Here is an 18026-nt window from a genome sequence, read left to right on the forward strand (position 1 = left end):
TCACGTTGTACTGTTCTTCCCTCGGGTTATGTGGAGCGGTTATGCCCTATTTACTTGAAATGAAAAGCATCACCAAGCGCTTCGGCACGGTGAAAGCCGTCGACAACGTTAGCCTCCGGTTGAACCCCGGCGAAGTGGTTTCACTGTGCGGCGAGAACGGCTCGGGCAAGTCGACGCTGATGAAAGTGCTGTGCGGGATCTACCCACACGGCAGCTACGAAGGCGAAATCGTCTTTGCCGGTGAAGTGATTCAGGCGACACACATCCGCGATACCGAACGCAAAGGCATCGCCATCATCCACCAGGAGCTGGCGCTGGTGAAGCATCTCACCGTGCTGGAGAACATCTTTCTCGGTGCCGAAATTTCCCACCGCGGCGTGCTGGATTACGACACCATGACGCTCCGCTGCGAAAAGCTGCTGGCGCAGGTGAGCCTCAACATTTCACCGGATACCCGCGTGGGGGATCTGGGCCTGGGTCAACAGCAGCTGGTCGAAATAGCGAAGGCGCTAAATAAACAGGTCAGGCTGCTGATCCTTGATGAGCCAACGGCCTCGCTCACCGAACAGGAAACCGCGGTTCTGCTCAACATCATCCACGATCTGCAAAACCACGGCATCGCCTGTATCTATATTTCGCACAAGCTGAACGAGGTCAAAGCCATTTCGGACACCATCTGCGTGATCCGCGACGGGCAGCACATCGGCACGCGTGAAGCCGCCGGCATGAGTGAAGATGACATCATCACCATGATGGTGGGCCGCGAGCTGACGGCGCTCTACCCGAATGAGCCTCACGCTAAGGGCGATGAAGTGCTGCGCGTGGAAAACCTCACCGCGTGGCACCCCGTTAACCGCCACATCAAGCGCGTCAATAACGTCTCGTTTTCCCTTCACAGTGGTGAAATTCTTGGGATTGCCGGCCTCGTCGGTGCCGGACGCACCGAAGCCGTACAGTGCCTGTTTGGCGTGTGGCCGGGGCGCTGGGAGGGCACGGTTTATATCGACGGCCAGCCGGTGAAAATCGACAACTGCCAGCAGGCGATTGCCCACGGTATTGCCATGGTGCCGGAAGATCGTAAGAAAGACGGCATCGTACCGGTGATGGGGGTGGGTAAAAACATTACGCTTGCGGCACTCGATCGCTTCTCCGGCGCGCTGAGCAGCCTGGACGACGCCGCCGAGCAGCAGTGCATCCTCCAGTCGCTTGCCCGGCTGAAGGTCAAAACCTCCTCGCCGGAACTGGCGATTGGCCGTCTGAGCGGGGGAAACCAGCAGAAGGCAATTCTGGCGCGCTGCCTGCTTCTCAATCCACGCATATTAATCCTTGATGAGCCAACGCGCGGGATTGATATCGGTGCCAAATATGAAATCTACAAACTGATTAATCAGCTTGTACAGCAAGGGATTGCCGTCATTGTCATTTCGTCTGAGTTACCCGAAGTGCTCGGCCTGAGCGACCGTGTGCTGGTCATGCACGAGGGAAAACTGAAAGCCAACCTGATTAACCAGAACCTGACGCAGGAGCAGGTGATGGAAGCCGCTTTAAGGAGCGAACGTCATGTCGAAAAGCAATCCGTCTGATATCAAAGTCGCTGTTCCGACGCCCGGTGCGTTCGCGGGCTTAAAAGCGCTTAACCTGCAGGTTTTCGTGATGATCGCGGCCATTATCGTCATCATGCTCTTCTTTACCTGGATGACCGATGGCTCGTACTTAAGCGCACGTAACGTCTCTAACCTGCTCCGCCAGACCGCCATCACCGGCATTCTGGCGGTGGGCATGGTGTTCGTGATTATCTCCGCGGAGATCGACCTGTCGGTCGGGTCGATGATGGGTCTCCTCGGCGGCGTGGCGGCGATTTTTGACGTCTGGCTCGGCTGGCCGCTGCCGCTGACCGTGGCGGTCACGCTGGTGCTGGGTCTGGTACTGGGAGCCTGGAACGGCTGGTGGGTTGCCTACCGTAAGGTGCCATCGTTCATTGTCACCCTGGCGGGGATGCTGGCCTTTCGCGGGATCTTAATCGGCATCACTAACGGCACCACCGTCTCCCCGACCAGTGCAGCCATGTCGCAGATTGGCCAGAGTTACCTCTCGGATACCGTGGGCTTTACCCTCGGTGTGGTGGGGTTGCTGGGGTTTGTCGCGTGGCAGTGGCGTGGACGCATGCGCCGTCAGGCGCTGGGGCTGGCTTCTCCAGCGTCAACGTCGGTAGTGGGGCGTCAGGCGCTCACGGCGGTTATTGTGCTGGGCGCCATCTGGCTTTTAAACGACTATCGCGGCGTTCCGACCCCCGTCCTGCTGCTGGCGCTTTTACTTCTGGCCGGTATGTTTATGGCGACGCGCACCGCGTTTGGCCGCCGTATTTATGCCATAGGCGGCAACCTTGAAGCTGCCCGCCTCTCAGGTATCAATGTCGAACGTACCAAGCTGGCAGTTTTCGCCATTAACGGCCTGATGGTCGCTATCGCCGGGTTGATCCTCAGCTCGCGTCTGGGCGCCGGCTCGCCCTCCGCCGGTAACATCGCCGAGCTGGATGCTATCGCCGCCTGCGTCATTGGCGGTACCAGCCTCGCAGGGGGTATCGGGAGCGTGGCGGGCGCGGTCATGGGGGCATTTATCATGGCGTCGTTGGATAACGGGATGAGTATGATGGACGTCCCGACGTTTTGGCAGTATATCGTCAAGGGGGCCATTCTTTTACTGGCAGTCTGGATGGACTCGGCCACCAAGCGACGGGCCTGATAACCGTATTGTGACTTAATTGGGAAGTGAGCCATGTTTGAAAAGCGTCACCGCATTACGTTGTTATTCAATGCCAATAAGGCCTACGACCGTCAGGTGGTGGAAGGTGTTGGTGAATATTTGCAGGCGTCGCAATCTGAATGGGATATTTTTATTGAAGAAGATTTTCGCACCCGTCTGGAGAACATTAAAGACTGGCTGGGCGATGGCGTCATCGCCGACTATGACGATCCCATCATTGAGCAGCTGCTGACCGACGTCGACGTCCCGATTGTGGGCGTCGGCGGCTCCTACCATTCGCCCGAACACTATCCGCCGGTCCACTATATTGCCACCGATAACCATGCCCTGGTCGAGGCCGCCTTTCTTCATTTAAAAGAGAAAGGCGTCCATCGCTTCGCGTTTTATGGGTTACCGGCCACCAGCGGCAAGCGCTGGGCCGTTGAGCGAGAACACGCGTTTTGCCAGCTGGTCGCGCAGGAGAAGTATCGCGGCGTGGTGTACCAGGGGCTGGAGACCGCGCCGGAAAACTGGCAGCACGCGCAAAACCGCCTGGCGGACTGGCTGCAAACGCTGCCGCCGCAAACCGGTATTATCGCCGTGACGGACGCTCGCGCGCGGCACGTGCTGCAGGTCTGCGAACATTTACACATTCCGGTGCCCGAAAAGCTGTGCGTGATTGGCATTGATAACGAAGAACTGACCCGCTATCTGTCTCGCGTGGCGCTCTCCTCCGTTGCACAGGGCACGCGTCAGATGGGCTATCAGGCGGCGAAGCTGCTGCATCGTCTGCTCGATAAAGAACCTCTGCCGCTTCAGCGTTTGCTTGTGCCTCCTGTCCGTGTCGTGGAACGTCGCTCAACCGATTATCGCTCCTTAAGCGACCCGGCCGTCATTCAGGCCATGCACTACATTCGCAACCACGCCTGCAAAGGGATAAAGGTCGATCAGGTGCTGGATTCGGTGGGCATTTCGCGTTCGAATCTGGAGAAGCGTTTTAAAGAAGAGGTGGGCGAAACCATTCATGCCGTCATCCATGCTGAAAAGCTGGAGAAAGCACGCAGCCTGCTCATTTCCACGTCGCTGTCGATCAACGAAATCTCGCAGATGTGCGGTTACCCGTCTCTGCAATATTTCTATTCCGTGTTTCGCAAGGAGTATGACACCACGCCGAAGGAGTATCGGGATCGCCACAGCGAGGTGTTGATATAGAAAAGAAAACGCCTTCCAGTGGAAGGCGTTTTTTCGAGATTACATATGGGCGGCAATTAAGCGCTGGTTATCCTGGTACATGGCGAACAGATAGTTGTTATAGCTCTGTCCCTTTGTCGAATAACCTTTCAGCTTGTGGATCATCGTACTGGCCGTCACTTCCTGGTCCGCTTTACGCAGCTGAGCGCGTGATTTACGGAACGATGAGTAGGCCGGATGCGTGTTCAGATTCACCACATAGGCGCTGACGGAATCTTTCACAGATTCAAATTGCGAATAGCCTTTCACCTTGCCAGGTGCATTATTACAACGACCTTTCACACATTTCATGCCGAAAAGGTTGTTGTTGCTACGCGCAAGCTTAGAAGTACCCCAGCCGCTTTCGGCAGCAGCCATGGTCGCAACCATGCTGCCCGGGATGATATCCACACGCTCAAGGAGAGCATTCCACGGCACACGACGGGTGTTACCGTTCCAGCTCAGCTTGTAGCGCTTCGTGATATCTTTCAGACGCGCGCGCTCTGACGGCGACCAGCGGCTATCGTACTGTTTGGAAATCAGCCAGTTACGATCCGCAGTAATCGCGGCATTTTGACTCGTGATGTAAGGCATTACCGTCCGGAGAAACGCTTTTTTCCTTGGTGTTCCGGAAGGGTATTTTCGCAAATCAGGAAGTGAACTACTCTTTGCACTATTGCGAGAATACTCTTGTTTACTGCTAACCTTACTACTTGTCGTCTTTATTACGTGGGCTTTCTTACTCGTTGTATCCGTGTGCGTCTTCGCAAGCACCTCACCCGAAAATGCCGTGGTGAGTAACATGAGTATCGCAGCCCCATATCGTCGAATGGGAGTCGATATCATTAGGTCTCCTGGTCGGATGTAATCATCCCAACACCTTATTTTTTTCACAAATTTGAGAGCGGAATCTCAAATCATATCAAAAATAGACTTCAAGAGCACGTATAGAAATAGTCCAATTCCGAAACTATGTCACCTGAAACTTGCTCATAAAAACATCATTCCACAAAAACTGTGTGCGCTATCGCAGATAACTGCCTAATTTTGCGCGAGATCACTCATCCTCACGCTTCCTCCCGGCAGAAAGCGACAGGGGATGAGTTTTTGCCCCTCGCCTGATGGCACACTGGTCAAAAATGCCGCGACAGGAAAAAGGAATGAAACGTACCGCATTAGCCTTTCTGATGTTACCCGCACTGGCGCATGCCGACTGGTCATCGCCGGGGTTTAGCGCATTTAGCGCCGAAGGCACCGGGGTCTTCACCAGCCAGGCAAAGCTTGCGAAGGGTACGCGTCCTCTGACGCTGAGTTTTGACAAGACGTGCTGGCAGCCTGCGGACGCGATAAAACTCAATGAGATGCTGTCGCTCAAGCCCTGTGACGGCACGCCGCCGCAGTGGCGCCTTTTTCGCGACGGTGACTACCAGATGCGGATTGATACCCGCTCCGGCACGCCCACCCTGCTGCTGACGATTCAGAGTGCCGCAGAACAGCCGGTTGCAAACGTCATCCGCCAGTGTCCGAAGTGGGACGGTAAACCGCTGACGCTGGACGTCAGCAGTACCTTCCCGGAAGGCTCCGTCGTGCGCGACTACTACAGTAAACAGACGGCGACGGTGCAGAATGGAAAAATCACCCTGCAGCCAGCCGCCCACAGTAACGGCCTGCTGCTGCTTGAGCGCGCCGAAACCGACAAGCCTGCGCCGTTTAGCTGGCAAAACGCCACCGTCTATTTTGTGCTGACCGACCGTTATGTGAATGGTGACCCGGGCAACGACAACAGCTACGGTCGTCATAAAGACGGTATGCAGGAGATTGGCACCTTCCACGGCGGGGATCTCAAAGGACTTGCCGGCAAGCTCGATTATTTACAGCAGCTGGGGGTGAACGCGCTCTGGATAAGCTCTCCGCTTGAGCAGATCCACGGCTGGGTAGGCGGTGGCACAAAAGGGGATTTCCCGCATTACGCCTATCACGGCTACTACACCCAGGACTGGACGAAGCTCGACGCCAACATGGGAACCGAAGATGATTTACGCCATCTTGTCGACGAAGCGCACAAGCGCGGGATCCGCGTTCTGTTCGATATCGTCATGAACCACGTTGGCTATGCCACGCTGGCAGACATGCAGGAGTATCAGTTTGGTGCCCTGTACCTTCAGGGTGATGAGCTGAAAAAGACGCTGGGAGAACGCTGGACGGGCTGGAAGCCGGGCGCGGGCCAAAGCTGGCACAGCTTTAACGACTACATCAACTTCAGCGACAAAGCCGCATGGGAAAAATGGTGGGGCAAGAAATGGATCCGCACGGACATCGGCGATTACGACAACCCCGGCTTCGACGATTTGACCATGTCGCTGGCATTTCTGCCGGATTTGAAAACGGAATCCATGACGCCTTCCGGATTGCCTAACTTTTTCCAACACAAGCCCGACACCCACGCGAAGGCCATCCCGGGATATACCCCGCGCGATTATCTGACCCACTGGCTCAGCCAGTGGGTACGTGACTACGGCATCGACGGTTTCCGGGTGGATACGGCGAAACACGTTGAGCTTGCGGCCTGGCAACAGCTGAAAGACCAGGCAAGCCAGGCGCTGGCCGCCTGGAAAGGGGCGAACCCGGACAAAAAGCTCGACAACGCACCGTTCTGGATGACCGGGGAATCCTGGGGCCACGGGGTGATGCAAAGCGATTATTACCGCTACGGTTTTGATGCGATGATCAACTTTGACTATCAGGAGCAGGCGGCAAAAGCGGTGGATTGTCTGGCCGATATGGATCTCACCTGGCAGCAGATGGCGGAAAAGCTGCAAAGCTTCAACGTGCTGAGCTATCTCTCATCACACGATACGCGTCTGTTCCGCGAAGGGGGCCAGCGCGCGGCGGAGCTGCTTCTGCTGGCACCCGGCAGCGTACAAATCTATTACGGTGATGAATCCGAGCGTCCGTTCGGTCCGACGGGTTCTGATCCATTACAGGGCACCCGGTCAGATATGAACTGGCAGGACGTCACGGGCAAGCAGGCCCTAACCGTCGCCCACTGGCAAACGCTGGGTCAGTTCCGCGCCCGCCATCCGGCGATTGGTGAAGGCAAACAAACCACGCTGTCGCTGAACGAGGGATATGGCTTCGTGCGCGAGCATAATGGCGATAAGGTGATGGTGGTATGGGCAGGTAATCAATAATTCACCCCCTCACCCTAACCCTCTCCCCGCAGGGGAGAGGGAACCGCACGGCGCCGTCTTTTCCCCCTCTCCCTTTTGGGAGAGGGTCGGGGTGAGGGAAACCCACCAGAACTATTCGCTACACAAATACACTTCCGCCCTATAAAACAACAAATCCGACCACATCACCCGATTTGCACCAGCACGGTGCTAGCGTTATGGTTACCCACTTTCAAAATAAGCTCGACAGATCACCTGCTATGACGTTTTCACTTTTCGGCGACAAATTTACCCGCCATTCAGGCATTACTCGCCTGATGGAGGATCTCAACGACGGGCTGCGCACACCGGGCGCAATCATGCTCGGCGGCGGAAACCCGGCTCAAATCCCGGAGATGAATACCTATTTCCAGACGCTGCTCGCTCAGATGCTGGAAAGCGGCAAAGCAACCGATGCGCTTTGCAATTACGACGGCCCGCAGGGTAAAACCGAACTGCTGGCACTCCTCGCCGAAATGCTGCGTGACGAGCTGGGTTGGGATATCGAACCACAGAATATTGCACTGACAAACGGCAGTCAGAGCGCGTTTTTCTACTTGTTTAACCTGTTCGCAGGGCGTCGCGCCGACGGCACCACCAAAAAAGTGCTGTTCCCGCTGGCACCAGAGTATATCGGCTACGCCGATTCCGGCCTGGAAGAGGATCTGTTCGTCTCCGCGCGCCCGAACATCGAGCTGCTGCCTGAAGGCCAGTTCAAATATCACGTCGATTTTGAACACCTGCATATTGGTGAAGAGACGGGCATGATCTGCGTATCGCGCCCGACTAACCCAACGGGCAACGTGATCACCGACGACGAACTGATGAAGCTGGATGCGCTGGCGAATCAGCACGGCATTCCGCTGGTGATCGATAACGCCTACGGCGTGCCGTTCCCGGGCATTATCTTCAGCGAAGCACGTCCGCTGTGGAACCCGAACATTGTCCTGTGCATGAGCCTCTCTAAGCTGGGTCTGCCGGGCAGCCGCTGCGGCATCATCATCGCCAACGAGAAAATCATCACCGCCATTACCAATATGAACGGCATTATCAGCCTTTCACCGGGCGGCATTGGCCCGGCGATGATGTGCGAAATGATTAAGCGCAACGACCTGCTGCGTCTGTCGAATGACGTGATCAAGCCATTCTATTACCAGCGCGTTCAGGAGACGATTGCGATACTTCGCCGCTACCTGCCGGAAGAACGCTGCCTGATCCACAAACCTGAAGGAGCAATTTTCCTGTGGCTGTGGTTTAAGGATTTGCCTGTCACCACCGAACTGCTCTACCAGCGCCTGAAAAAGCGCGGCGTTCTGATGGTACCGGGCGATTATTTCTTCCCGGGACTGGATAAGCCGTGGCCGCATACGCACCAGTGCATGCGCATGAACTACGTACCCGATCCGGAAAAAATCGAAGCGGGTGTTAAAATTCTCGCCGAAGAAATTGAAAAAGCCTGGCGCGAAGGCAATTGTTAAATATTAAGGCTCTTCGGATGAAGAGCCTTAATTTATCGTGATCTATATATTTTATAAAGGATATATCCTTCAGCTTTATTGCCCTATTATTTAAAGGGATTATTTAGGATAATTCCTGTTGTTTTAATGGCACTATAGTAATTCAAAAATAATTAAGCAGACATTAAATAATAATTTAATTAACTCATTGTTATATAAGATTTAAAACAAACAACGCTGGTAAAAAAAATATCCTCGAAGCGAGTCTGTGTGCATTTTTAAAATACTGCATATACTCACTAATACGCCGCTCGGCGTTCTATTGCGTGGAGTATTTTTATGCTACCTAATAATGCTAGTCGCATCAGAGTAATTGCTGCTGCGGTACTGCTCGCGTTCTCTCTTTCTGCCTGCAGTGGAAGCGGTGGCGGATCTCACTCAACAGCCAAAAATAACCCTGCAACCGGAAGTAATACCGGCTCGGGTGATGGAAGTGGCACAACGGCTAATAATGGTGGTTCAGGCAGTAACGGATCTGGCTCAGGTTCAGGGACAGGCTCGGGCTCGGGCTCAGGCTCAGGCTCAGGAACGGGAACCGGAGGTAACGGCAGCGGAGGGACCGGAACGGGCAGTGGCGGCACAACCACTGCAGGCGTGAATACTGTGCTGGGTGATGCCGGTAAAACGGTGACCAGCGTCGGCTCTACGGTGGACAGTCTGGGAAGCCAGATCCCGACAAATAATCCTGTCACATCAACCGTTTCAACCACCGTCAGCGGTGTTGGCAGCGCCGTCTCTACCGTGGGAACAGGCGTCACCTCCGGCATTGGCGATCCGGGCAACGCGAACGGTGTCGGTACGACGGTTCAGGGCGTGACCACGTCGGTCACCTCCTTGGGCAATACCGTCTCTACGGTAGGCACGGGCCTGGCAAGTTCGACATCGGGAACACCGGTTAGCGGCGTAACAGGCCTGACGGGCAGCGTGGTAAACAGTACCGGGCAGTTAGTCAGTAACACCGGCACAGGTTTAACCAACACGGTCAGTAGCCCTGCGGTAGCTCAGGTAACAACCGATACGACGACTGTGGTGAACAAGACGCTGGGCGGAGTACAAGGCGTGACGCAAAGCGTGGGCACCACAACAGGTCTGGGTACTCCGGTCAACGGCCTGCTGACGCAAGTAGGAAACACCGTGAGCGGCGTAGGCACCAACGTTAGCAGCAGTAATAGCGGGCTTAGCGGCGTAGGTCAGGTCGTTCAAAACGTCGGCCAGACGGTGACGGATACCGGTACGCTAGTGAAACCCGCCACCTCGACGACCGGAGGAGGATCAGGCTCTCTCACAGCTAATGCAAATGTGGCGGCCACGAACAACAGCCTGGGTGCGACGGTCAATACAACCCTCAATACCCTGACGTCGGGCGTTACCGCCAGCACAACAACACGTTAACCACCGGTCTACTGACGCCAAAACAGTAAAACGGTTATTGCCTTTCTGCGCCCCTGCTTCAGGGGCGCTTCGTACAGCGACACTCCCCCTAACCGGGAATGATGAACAGGGATAGCGCGATGAAAAACCATTTCCTTTTTTCGCTGACGGGGCTGGTTGTGTTGAGCATGGCCCGCGCCGATACACTGCCCTCTATTATTAACCCTGATAACCCGGCGCAAGTTTCTCGTAACGTTGCCCCAGAACAGACTGAGACCGTCCCACAGCCGAAAGTCAAAATAGAAAAACCGCAGTCAACGCTGACGCCTGAAACGCCCATTACCATTCATCACATTCAGTTTATTGGCGGCACGCGTTATCCCTTGCAGGAATTACTTAACCCCTTCAGGCCTTACGCCGGAAAAACCGTGCCGCTAAAAACGCTTACGGGGCTGGTAAATGATATTACGGCGCGCTACAAGGCCGACGGTTTTCCGCTCTCCTATGCCTGGCTGCCCGATAATAATTTCCAGCAGGGAAATATTAAAATTGTCCTGGTCGAAGGGTACGTGGCGCACAGCGACATAACCAGTAACAACCCCAATATCGCCGCGCGCCTTAAACGCTTGTCAGAAAAAATCATGGCGGAAAAACCGCTGTCTCAGGATACGTTCGATCGCTATAGCCAGCTGATGACCCGCACCCCGAACGTTCCGGTCACGGCCAACGCGCAGCTGCCAACCAATATCTATGGCGCGGCGGCGATGCAGATAACCGGTAATGAGGAGCGGAGCTGGAATATCGCCTCCACGATCGACACCCGTAAAGGGCAAGATGTAATGATGCTGAACGGAACGCTCAGCAACCTGACAAGCTATGGCGATCAGCTTGGCGTGGCTACGCTTATACCGTTAGATAGCAACACGCGAAAAAACTATGTGGGTCTGAACTGGCAGCAGTTTTTAAACGATGAAGGGCTGACGATGCAGATCAAAGGCAGCTATTACCGTGAAAATCCGCGGGATTTCTCCCCCCTGCTAAATTTGCCCAATAATATTCAGGTCGATTCGAAGCAAAAAACCACGCAATACAACGGCGGCGTGACGTTTGGCTATCCATTGCTGCTGACGCAAAAATCACAAATTAATCTGACCAGCGGTTTTGATTATACCGACCGCCAGGATGACTATGCCCTGCAGGCCAGACTGCAGGGCAAAACCTACAGTCTGGACTCCGTCAACCAACACGCGCGTTATCCGGCGCTGGAAGTGGGTATCAATGGTGCACATCAATTCACAACCGCCAGCATCAGCGGCAGACTCAACGTACGACAGGGTATTGATGCGATGGGTGCCGATATCGTCTCAGCGCCTAAACCCGATATTAATTTTACGCTCACAAAAAGCTATCTGGACGCTGCCTGGCTGTTTGCCGACAAATGGCGGCTATCAACATCCTGGGAGGGAGACTGGTCAAATAACACGTTGCCAGAGCCCGAACGCGTTAGCTTCGGTGCCCAGCGCTTTGGCCGTGGATATCAGGACAGTGAAGCAAGCGGTGATTACGGCTACGGCGGGCAGGTAGAACTGCGCTATATCAAGATGCGAAAAGAGAGCACCTGGCTTGCCACCATCCAACCCTATATCCTGGCCGATACCGCGCAAACCTGGTTTAACACGTCTGGTTTGCCTCATCAGCGGCTCGGGTCAGTGGCTGCCGGGGTGATGATAGGCGATACGCGCCACTATAGCGTCACGGTTGAGGCGGCACGACCCGTCGGGGATGTTCCGACAGACAGTCGCAACAGAGACTGGCGCTACAGTCTGACGTTTACGTGGAATTTCAATAAAATGCAGTAAGCTTTTCAGCCCGAATCCTGGCAGGGTCAACGCAGCGCAACGCGTGGGTTGGACAGGCCTCCACGCAGGCCGGTCCGCCTTCGCGATGCAGGCATAAATCACATTTCAGCGCCTGCGCCTTATTTCCCTCCAGGCGCACCTGCATCGCCCCAAACGGACATGCCACCACACAGCTTTTGCACCCAATGCAGCGCGTCTGCTCAACGAGCCAGGCTCCCGCCGTACGGCTGATGGCATGGGTTGGACAGACGTTAGCACACGGCGCGTCCTCGCACTGATGGCAACCCACTGCCGTAGTGTATGAACTTCCCTTAACCACCCGAAGGCGGGGCGAAAAGGCATTAGCGGAGACGCCGTCCTGATGCGACACCGCGCAGGCCACTTCGCAGGTGCGGCACCCAATGCATTTTTCCGCATCCGCCATGATAAATCGGTTCATGTGTTACGCCTCGCGCACGTTAAAAGCCGGTACTGCACACATCTTACATAATGCCCGATTCAGCGAAGGTGTGATGGGTCAAACAGGAGGCGCTCAGCCGGAATTATTATGCGCTTTACAATACCGCCGTTTCCAGACGGCAGGTGTTAAGCCCGTATGCTTTGAAAATATTTGCCGAAAATAGCCCACGTCATTAAAACCAAAGCGGTTTGCTACTTAGGTAAGCGACGCAGAGCCATCCAGCAACAGCTTTTCCACTGCCCTGACGCGCTGGCGATGTATCGCCTCCGTCAGGGTTAAATGGAAAGTCCGGCGAAATACGCGCCCCAGGTAATCGGCATTGCAGTGCAACGCTTTTGCCAGCTGCGACGTCGAAAGCGGTAAATGAAACTGCGTGCGAATAAGCTGCTTCGCCTTCCACGCCATCGCCGCACCGGCTTGATCCACGCTGTCTCCATTCCCTGAAGAGAGCGACACCTGCTATAAAATCATCTCCAGCACCAGCACTGCACGCTAACCTTTATACCCCGGTTCAGTTGGGCAAATAGGGGAGTAGCAGAGATGCGGATTTGGGTGGATAAACATAAACAAGAATAATGTCACCTTTATGGATATATAATATTTTTATCAAGCTCAGTGATGCCGAGTTCACGGATTATCATCGACTGAAAGACAATGTGATCTAACCCTCGGTATTGTTTTTTTGCAGCAGTTCAGCTCAGGTATACCATTGTCTGACATGCATTTTAGTGTTATTCCATAAAGACACACAGCTAAAAATAAGGACATCCCATGGAATTCACAGAAAGATTAAATGCCTTATCAAATAAAATAAAACAACAACTTGATGTAATTAATACTGAAGAAGCAACAAAAACTGCATTTGTAATGCCATTCATTCATAACGTTCTGGGTTATGATGTTTTTGATCCTTCAGAGGTAACACCTGAGTTTGTCTGTGATGTTGGTACAAAAAAGGGCGAAAAAATCGATTATGCTATAATGAAAAATAATGATGTTCAGATACTTATTGAATGTAAGAAAATTGGCGAACCATTAAATATAAATCATGCTTCGCAGTTATTCAGGTATTTTCATGTAACAAACGCCAGAATTTCAATCCTCACCAATGGACAAAATTATAAATTTTTTACAGATCTGGATGCTCCCAATAAAATGGATGAAAAACCATTTTTGGAAGTAGATCTTCTTGATATTGACGAAAATATAATACCTGAGCTAAAAAAATTAACTAAGTCTTCGTTTGATTTAGAATCAATTATCAATGCTGCTGGTGAATTAAAATATGTCAGCCAAATCAAAAAAATCCTGCATTCTCAGCTAAATAATCCTGAAGATGACTTTGTGAAATTTTTTGCATCCCGAGTTTATGATGGGATTCTGACTCAAAAAGTCAGAGAGTCTTTTTTTAACTTGACCAAAAAAGCTGCAAGCCAGTACATAAATGATCAGGTTAATGAGCGACTTAAGTCAGCTATTACGGGCATAACCCCAGCGATCATCGATACTCCAAATGAGTCATCACAGATTGAGGAAGACGAACATAAAGATGAAAGTGATGTGGTTACAACGCTAGAGGAGCTCGAGGGGTATCATATTGTTAAAGCAATCACCAGAGCAGTACTGGAGGCACCCCGTATAACTCACAGAGATACCAAAAGTTACTTTGGTATTCTTGTAGATGACAACAACCGCAAACCCCTTTGCCGATTGCATTTTAATCGTACGCAAAAATACATCGGACTTTTCGACATAGAAAAAAACGAAACGCGTCATCCTATAACGACAGTCGATGATATCTATTCATTTGCTGATATCCTGAAAGCGACAGCAGCTCTATATAATTAATTTTTTACCCAGGCAGCACGCGACGTGCTGCCTCAGCCTGGAACGTCAGGGAAAAAGGCGCTGGCGCTACCGTCGAAGTCAGAATGAATGTAAGCCGGATAAAACATAACAACTCCTGATATCCGTGCTTAATTCCCGCCTTTCGCCAAATACGGGCGAGAGTGCCCGGTTTGATTTTCTTTAAGCATGATACACATGATGCACACCTTTATTGATGGCGCAGATCGCATTAGCGTATCAGGAATATTAATGAGGAAGCCATGACTGGAAGGGAAAACGGGAGATTGGTACTCTCAAATATGCCCGGCGGCGCTTCGCTTGTGCGGGCCTACGTAAAACTGCGATGGCTGTCCATGTAGGCCGGGTAAGGCGAAGCCGCCACCCGGCTTTAGCGCATCAGAAACGCCAGGTCAGGCCGGTCATCAGCGCGAAGCTGTCGTCGCGGTCGATCATCGGGCTGTTCTTCACGTCGTCAGGCAATACGGTGTAGACCGCGCTGGCGTTAAGATACAGCTTCTGGGTTAACTGATATTTGGCCGCCAGGCCAACGTATGGCGTCCAGCTGTCACCGGCGGTGTATTCATCCAGACCTGAGCGGCGAGACTCGCTGCCGGATACGCCATAGTAGTAGTCGTTATAGCTTTCGTCGCTATAGAAAATACCGACAGAGGGCGTCAGGGTCAGGCGTTCCATCCTGATTGGACGGAAGTATGAAACCTCGCCGATCATACCGCCGCTTTCATCCGTGGCATCGCCCGAGACCGCCACTTTCAGCGAACCCCAGCTTTCGTGGCGGTAGTACGCGCCGCCGAGGAAGGCAGAAGCTTTACGCTCATCAAGCTTTTTCATCTGATGGTCGTCGTTGTCATCAGGATCGAAATGCAGCGGCATCCACGATGCGGTCAGGCTGAGTTCATTTTTTGCGTCTTTCCACAGGATCCATCCGCCCGTGGTCTGGCGAACATAAAAGCTATCGCCTTCGTAGCTAATTAACGGTACTGCGGTAGTATTTTCGTTATAGCCTTTGTAAGGAGACTCATTAAATACAGCCCCCGCTCCTAGTGAAAAGTCACCGGCCATTGCTGAGGATGTTGCAAATAACGTGGCAGCGATGAGTAAATTGTATTTAATAGTCATTACATGTAATCCATTAAAATGCCAAACAAGCGAGGCGCATAATAATGGTTACAAATTTGCCAATGCAACGCTGCGGTTTATATAATATTATATACAAAATCATATAGATGGGTGTGCATGATGAATAAATTACAGCTAAAGCCGCGCGAGTTAAAAATTATATCCGTCATCGCAGCCACCCACAGCATTGGTGATGCCGCCGCCCTGCTGGGCATGGCGCAGGCCAACGTCAGTAAATATCTGTCTGATTTTGAAACGCGGGTTGGGCTCAAGGTTTTTGAGCGCACCACGCGCCAGCTGGCCCTGACCCAGTTTGGGGAAGCGTTACTCCCGTACATTGATGCCACGCTGGATAAGAACCGCCAACTCGTTAATTTTATTGCTGATTATAAGCATGAAAAGCGCGGAAAGGTCACGATCTATGCCCCTACAGGTATCGTAACTTATCTCGCGCGCCACGTGATCCATCAGATAGAAGATATCGGTGACATCCGCATCTCCCTGAAAACCTATAACCTGGATCGGAATGAATTTTCAGAAGGCGTTTCTTTTCCGGATGACTGCGACATTTTAATTACCTATGCGCCGCCGAAAGACGAAAGTCTGGTTGCCAGCGTGTTAACAAAATATTCTGTTACGGCATTCGCTACCGTAGAATATTTAAATAAACACCCCTTAACGGGACCTGAAGGTTTAATTAATCACTCCTGTATTCTCATTGACTCCATGCTGATCGATGATGCAAACATCTGGCGTTTCCGCGTGCACGGCAGTGATAGCGTGCATGACTACCGGGTGACCGGTAATTATATTTGCGACAATACGCAGACGGCCCTGGAGCTGGCAAGAAATAATCTTGGGATTGTTTTTGCGCCAAAAGAGAGTCTGAAAAAAGAATTAACGAAAGGGATGCTGGTCCCCTGCTTCCCGCATCAGGAAGAGTGGTGGCTCGATCTGACGGCCATTTTCCGCAAACGCGAATACCAGCCCTGGCGCGTGCAATACGTTCTGGATGGCGTTCTGAACTGCCTGCGCCAGCAAATTGCTCAGGCCGCCCATGGACGGCCTGAGCTGGGCGATTAGAATAGCCCCAGCGGTTTATCGGAGTAGCTGACCAGCAAACATTTCGTCTGCTGATAATGTTCCAGCATCATCTTGTGGGTTTCACGCCCGATGCCCGATTGCTTATAACCGCCAAATGCCGCGTGCGCAGGATAGGCGTGGTAGCAGTTGGTCCAGACGCGCCCGGCCTGAATGCCTCTGCCCATTTTATAGGCCAGATTACCGTTGCGGCTCCAGACGCCGGCTCCCAGGCCATACGGCGTGTCGTTGGCAATCTCCAGCGCCTCCTCCATCGTTTTGAAGGTGGTTACGGCCAGCACCGGTCCGAAAATTTCCTCCTGGAAGACGCGCATGTTGTTCTGACCGAACAGGATCGTTGGCTCCAGATAATACCCTTCCTGCAGATCCCCACCGAGCACCTTACGGCGACCGCCGGTCAGAATATCCGCCCCCTCTTTCTTGCCGATATCGATGTAGTTGAGGATGGTTTCCAGCTGTCCGTGCGAGACCTGCGCCCCCATCTGCGTGACGTTATCGAGCGGGTTACCGCTGCGGATAGACTCGACGCGGCGAATGGCCCGCTCCATAAAGCGCTCATAGATGGACTCCTGCACCAGCGCGCGGCTTGGGCAGGTGCAGACTTCGCCCTGGTTAAACGCAAACAGCGCAAACCCTTCCAGGGCTTTGTCGAAGAAGGCATCCTCTTCCTCCATCACGTCCGCGAAGAAGATGTTCGGGGATTTCCCGCCCAGCTCCAGGGTCACCGGAATGATGTTCTGCGTGGCGTACTGCATAATCTGCTGGCCCACTTCCGTCGACCCGGTAAACGCCACTTTAGCGATCCGTTTCGAGGTAGCCAGATATTCCCCTATCTCACCGCCCGCACCGTTGACCACGTTAATCACGCCCGGCGGCAGAAGATCGCCAACGATTTCCATCAGCAGCAGCACCGAGAGCGGGGTCAGACGCGCCGGTTTAAGCACAATGCAGTTCCCGGCCGCCAGCGCGGGCGCCATTTTCCAGCTCGCCATCAGCAGCGGGAAGTTCCACGGAATGATTTGCCCGACGACGCCCAGCGGTTCGTGGAAGTGATACGCCACGGTGTCGCTGTCTACCTCGCTTATTCCGCCCTCCTGAGCGCGAATGCAGGAGGCAAAATAGCGGAAGTGGTCGATGGCCAGCGGCACGTCTGCCGCCATCGTTTCCCGGATAGGCTTGCCGTTATCCCAGGTTTCCGCCGTCGCCAGCAGCTCCAGATTCTGCTCCATCCGGTCGGCGATTTTGAACAAAATAGCCGCGCGGTCCTGAACGGAGGTGTGGCCCCATTTATCTTTCGCTTTGTGCGCCGCATCCAGCGCCAGATCGATATCGCGCCTGCCGGAGCTGGCTATTTCGCACAGCGGCTGGCCGGTTACGGGGGTCAGGTTGGAATAGTATTCGCCGTCGACGGGAGCTACCCAGTCGCCGCCAATAAAGTTGTCATAACGAGGCTTCAGCTTGAGGGGAAAACCATACTCGCCGGGCTGGATACGCGATGAGGGAGGATTGTTTGTCATGACCGTCTCCTTGCTGTTGGTGTACATCAAGGGTA

13 protein-coding genes and 3 pseudogenes are annotated in these 18026 nt (G+C 53.4%); 10 read left to right on the top strand and 6 right to left on the bottom strand.

Features of this window, described 5'->3' with window-relative positions; genetic code table 11:
• Positions 1–41: 41 nt before the first annotated feature.
• Genes IM317_RS05425 through xylR form a run of 3 tightly spaced genes read left to right on the top strand, consistent with a single transcriptional unit; the run spans position 42 to position 3954 of the window.
• On the top strand, positions 42–1583 hold the full coding sequence (locus IM317_RS05425) for a xylose ABC transporter ATP-binding protein (RefSeq protein WP_033147010.1): 1542 nt from the start codon (positions 42–44) through the stop codon (positions 1581–1583).
• Positions 1561–2742 carry a xylose ABC transporter permease XylH gene (gene xylH, locus IM317_RS05430; RefSeq protein WP_033147011.1) on the top strand — a complete coding sequence of 394 codons (1182 nt, stop codon included), beginning with the start codon at positions 1561–1563 and terminating at the stop codon, positions 2740–2742. Before IM317_RS05425 ends, xylH begins: the two co-directional genes overlap by 23 nt.
• Before the next feature lie 33 nt (positions 2743–2775).
• Entirely contained in the window at positions 2776–3954 is a 1179-nt protein-coding gene (gene xylR, locus IM317_RS05435; RefSeq protein WP_033147012.1) for a D-xylose utilization transcriptional activator XylR, read from the top strand.
• A gap of 39 nt (positions 3955–3993) precedes the next feature.
• Here the strand turns inward: xylR and IM317_RS05440 are convergent, their stop codons facing one another.
• Entirely contained in the window at positions 3994–4818 is an 825-nt protein-coding gene (locus IM317_RS05440; RefSeq protein ID WP_032661838.1) for a protein bax, read from the bottom strand.
• Between the two features lie 314 nt (positions 4819–5132).
• Between IM317_RS05440 and IM317_RS05445 the strand changes: the two genes are divergently transcribed.
• The 4 genes from IM317_RS05445 to IM317_RS05460 all read left to right on the top strand — a co-directional run bounded on the left by IM317_RS05445 (position 5133) and on the right by IM317_RS05460 (position 11928).
• The gene (locus IM317_RS05445; RefSeq protein WP_033147013.1) at positions 5133–7163 is read left to right on the top strand and encodes an alpha-amylase; all 2031 of its coding nucleotides are present in this window, start codon (positions 5133–5135) and stop codon (positions 7161–7163) included.
• Positions 7164–7402: 239 nt separating this feature from the next.
• Positions 7403–8659 carry a valine--pyruvate transaminase gene (gene avtA / locus IM317_RS05450; RefSeq protein ID WP_033147014.1) on the top strand — a complete coding sequence of 419 codons (1257 nt, stop codon included), beginning with the start codon at positions 7403–7405 and terminating at the stop codon, positions 8657–8659.
• A gap of 642 nt (positions 8660–9301) precedes the next feature.
• Positions 9302–10090: a collagen-like triple helix repeat-containing protein gene (locus IM317_RS05455; RefSeq protein WP_224979705.1), complete on the top strand. Its 789-nt coding sequence runs from the start codon at positions 9302–9304 to the stop codon at positions 10088–10090.
• Between the two features lie 119 nt (positions 10091–10209).
• On the top strand, positions 10210–11928 hold the full coding sequence (locus IM317_RS05460; protein ID WP_033147015.1) for a ShlB/FhaC/HecB family hemolysin secretion/activation protein: 1719 nt from the start codon (positions 10210–10212) through the stop codon (positions 11926–11928).
• Here the strand turns inward: IM317_RS05460 and IM317_RS05465 are convergent.
• The gene (locus IM317_RS05465) at positions 11912–12367 is read right to left on the bottom strand and encodes a 4Fe-4S dicluster domain-containing protein (protein WP_033147016.1); all 456 of its coding nucleotides are present in this window, start codon (positions 12365–12367) and stop codon (positions 11912–11914) included. The genes IM317_RS05460 and IM317_RS05465 overlap by 17 nt on opposite strands.
• A gap of 93 nt (positions 12368–12460) precedes the next feature.
• A pseudogene (locus tag IM317_RS05470) lies at positions 12461–12814 on the bottom strand (helix-turn-helix domain-containing protein); the annotation flags it as partial.
• Positions 12815–12862: 48 nt separating this feature from the next.
• On the opposite strand from IM317_RS05470, the pseudogene IM317_RS23895 reads away from it, so the two are divergent.
• Positions 12863–12964 (top strand): annotated as a pseudogene (locus IM317_RS23895) (hypothetical protein); the annotation flags it as partial.
• Positions 12965–13159: 195 nt separating this feature from the next.
• A complete protein-coding gene (locus tag IM317_RS05475) occupies positions 13160–14236 on the top strand; it encodes a type I restriction endonuclease (protein WP_033147017.1) in 1077 nt (358 codons plus the stop codon).
• Positions 14237–14271: 35 nt separating this feature from the next.
• On the opposite strand, the pseudogene IM317_RS23900 reads toward IM317_RS05475, so the two are convergent.
• Positions 14272–14343 (bottom strand): annotated as a pseudogene (locus IM317_RS23900) (type II toxin-antitoxin system HicB family antitoxin); the annotation flags it as partial.
• Positions 14344–14632: 289 nt separating this feature from the next.
• Complete coding sequence (locus IM317_RS05480) at positions 14633–15373, bottom strand: MipA/OmpV family protein (protein WP_033147018.1); 741 nt, start codon at positions 15371–15373, stop codon at positions 14633–14635.
• Between the two features lie 117 nt (positions 15374–15490).
• On the opposite strand from IM317_RS05480, the gene IM317_RS05485 reads away from it, so the two are divergent.
• Positions 15491–16456 carry a LysR family transcriptional regulator gene (locus IM317_RS05485; RefSeq protein ID WP_060568714.1) on the top strand — a complete coding sequence of 322 codons (966 nt, stop codon included), beginning with the start codon at positions 15491–15493 and terminating at the stop codon, positions 16454–16456.
• Here IM317_RS05485 and aldB read toward each other — a convergent pair.
• Positions 16453–17991, bottom strand: a complete 1539-nt coding sequence (aldB, locus tag IM317_RS05490) for an aldehyde dehydrogenase AldB (protein WP_029740992.1) — start codon at positions 17989–17991, stop codon at positions 16453–16455. The two genes, IM317_RS05485 and aldB, sit on opposite strands and share 4 nt — an antisense overlap.
• Positions 17992–18026 lie beyond the last annotated feature (35 nt).

It is taken from the genome of Enterobacter cloacae complex sp. S3, from assembly GCF_014930495.1.
In the GTDB taxonomy this organism is placed as follows: domain Bacteria; phylum Pseudomonadota; class Gammaproteobacteria; order Enterobacterales; family Enterobacteriaceae; genus Enterobacter; species Enterobacter asburiae_B.

Coding starts and splice junctions, on each gene's coding strand:
- IM317_RS05425 (WP_033147010.1), top strand. CDS start 42: ATGCCCTATTTACTTGAAATGAAAAGCATCACCAAGCGCTTCGGCACG.
- xylH (WP_033147011.1), top strand. CDS start 1,561: ATGTCGAAAAGCAATCCGTCTGATATCAAAGTCGCTGTTCCGACGCCC.
- xylR (WP_033147012.1), top strand. CDS start 2,776: ATGTTTGAAAAGCGTCACCGCATTACGTTGTTATTCAATGCCAATAAG.
- IM317_RS05440 (WP_032661838.1), bottom strand. CDS start 4,818: ATGATATCGACTCCCATTCGACGATATGGGGCTGCGATACTCATGTTA.
- IM317_RS05445 (WP_033147013.1), top strand. CDS start 5,133: ATGAAACGTACCGCATTAGCCTTTCTGATGTTACCCGCACTGGCGCAT.
- avtA (WP_033147014.1), top strand. CDS start 7,403: ATGACGTTTTCACTTTTCGGCGACAAATTTACCCGCCATTCAGGCATT.
- IM317_RS05460 (WP_033147015.1), top strand. CDS start 10,210: ATGAAAAACCATTTCCTTTTTTCGCTGACGGGGCTGGTTGTGTTGAGC.
- IM317_RS05465 (WP_033147016.1), bottom strand. CDS start 12,367: ATGAACCGATTTATCATGGCGGATGCGGAAAAATGCATTGGGTGCCGC.
- IM317_RS05475 (WP_033147017.1), top strand. CDS start 13,160: ATGGAATTCACAGAAAGATTAAATGCCTTATCAAATAAAATAAAACAA.
- IM317_RS05480 (WP_033147018.1), bottom strand. CDS start 15,373: ATGACTATTAAATACAATTTACTCATCGCTGCCACGTTATTTGCAACA.
- IM317_RS05485 (WP_060568714.1), top strand. CDS start 15,491: ATGATGAATAAATTACAGCTAAAGCCGCGCGAGTTAAAAATTATATCC.
- aldB (WP_029740992.1), bottom strand. CDS start 17,991: ATGACAAACAATCCTCCCTCATCGCGTATCCAGCCCGGCGAGTATGGT.